Source organism: Actinocrinis puniceicyclus (assembly GCF_018283645.1).
Classification (GTDB): domain Bacteria; phylum Actinomycetota; class Actinomycetes; order Streptomycetales; family Catenulisporaceae; genus Actinocrinis; species Actinocrinis puniceicyclus.
Map to the genome: position 1 here is coordinate 1 of NZ_JAGSXH010000286.1, position 1,920 is coordinate 1,920.

2 protein-coding genes are annotated in these 1,920 nt (G+C 63.6%); both read left to right on the top strand.

Annotation, left to right across the window (positions count from 1 at the left end):
• The first annotated feature begins 364 nt into the window (after positions 1-364).
• Positions 365-673 carry a hypothetical protein gene (locus tag KGA66_RS28795; RefSeq protein WP_211472730.1) on the top strand — a complete coding sequence of 103 codons (309 nt, stop codon included), beginning with the start codon at positions 365-367 and terminating at the stop codon, positions 671-673.
• A 110-nt stretch (positions 674-783) separates the two neighbouring features.
• Positions 784-999: a hypothetical protein gene (locus KGA66_RS28800; RefSeq protein WP_211472732.1), complete on the top strand. Its 216-nt coding sequence runs from the start codon at positions 784-786 to the stop codon at positions 997-999.
• Positions 1,000-1,920: the final 921 nt, after the last annotated feature.

The window sequence follows — 1,920 nt, forward strand, 5'->3', positions numbered from 1 at the left end:
GGTCGGCCCTGGTCACCTCCTCACCGGTCATCGCACGCGACTACCAGACCGCGCCGAGGGGCACAAGGCGAAAAGCGTGCCTTGCACCCCTCAACACGGCCCGGAAGGGACAGGTCCTGCCCGACGAGGAGACGACCAGAACCTCAGCCCGAGGAGCGGTCGAGCGACGGCGCATGTGGGTATTGCCCACATGTGCCAGGGGTGTGGTCTAATGGACACTGAGTTGGCTTAGAGCATCGGACCCTGTGAATCGCGAGGCAGGGCAGGTGGAAGAAGCCGCTCGAAGGTCTAAAGCGCTGACTCGGGAGTCGCTCTCCTAAAGGAGTCAGCGGGAGGGGCCTGTTCGCCTACAGGAGGTCGGGTCATGACGGTTCTAGATGAACTCGGAGGACAGTTCGAAGCGATCGCAGAAGCCGAAGCCGACAGCCGCGGCCGCGTAACCATCGCACGCGCCGGCGCGAAGCCGGGAAGGCGATACCGCGTGTACGCCAACGTTGACGGCCTTGTCGTCCTTGAGCCCGTCGTATCGATCCCAGAGAGGGAGATGCTCGTGTGGGAGAACCCCGCCCTAGCAGAGCAGATCCGCGAAGGTATCGCCGAGGCCGAGGCAGGCAAGACGGTTGACCTGGGTAGCTTCGCGCAGTTCCTCACCGAGGATGACGATGAGGAGTAAGCGCAGTGCCGTACAAACTCAAGTTCTCGACAAGGGCTGAAACTCAGTACCAAGCCCTAGTCAACGGCGGTGCAGCCACGACAGCCAAGCTCAAGAAGGTCCAGCGAGCGTTGGCGCTACTAGAGCAGAACCCGCGATACCCCGGACTGCACTCCCACCAGTACGAGAACTTCCCCGGAGCGCCCAAGGAGAAGGTCTGGGACTCATACGTCGAGAACAAGGCCCCCAACGCTTGGCGCATCTTCTGGACGTACGGGCCGAACGAGACAGTGGACGGCAAGGAGACCGCCGTCATCACGGTGCTCGCGATCACACCACACCCATAACCAGTACGGCAGCGCGGTACAGCAACCGAGCCGACGATCAGTGCCCTAGGACGGCTCTTGTCGACCCAGATCGAGCTAGAATGTACCAATATGCCCCCTCGGTGCCGCAAGTTCGCATCGAGGGGGTCAGGGGTTCAAATCCCCTCAGGCCCACCTAGCGGACGTTCACGGGATAAGTCCGAGAACGTTCACGAGTTCCCGTCCATTCGCTTGTTGATCAAGGGTTTGGGCGGGATTTCTCGTTTCCGGGATCGCTTCGCAGCGTTCTTGGAGTGCGCCCGTTTCTTGTGAACATCGGCCAGCCCGGTGGTTCGGCGTGTGTCTCAGTCACCGACCATCCGCTCTGGGCCGGGATCATCTGCGCTCCGATCGAGTCCTGCCGGATCCTGTGGTGCAACGACGAGCACGGCGCTGCGAGCCGCATGCCCGAGGCCATCTGGCTGCAGACCGCCACCGGACAGCCACCGGACAGGTCTGGATTGCGGCTGGACGCTCCGCCACATATGAGCCCGACGGCCCGTTCTGTCTGTGCACCGACGACGTGCTCGTCGTCTTCGATACGGACGTCGCTGCCCGGGCCGGGCTCGGAGTCTGACCGGCCGGGGCTGCGTCGGCCAGAACAAGTCACGCCCTGGCGGCGAGTCACCGAGCGTCGCTGTCGTCCCCTGCTCGGGCTGGAGGAGGGTTCTCGGTGGTTTCGGGAACGTAGCCGCACGTCTCTGGGTCGCATTCGGCTTTGTGGTCCCGGCCCCACAGGTAGGTGTCGCGCTCGGTGTTGCGGGCGAGGTGGACGAGTGTTGAGCGTCAGTCTGTGTGAGGTTCCCGCGGGTCGGTGCCGACGTCCGGGCTGGTGATGGTCTGTGTGGGGGTCCTGGGTTTGCTTTCCGGCGGTCCGCGGCGTGACGGTGAGGATGTCCGTTT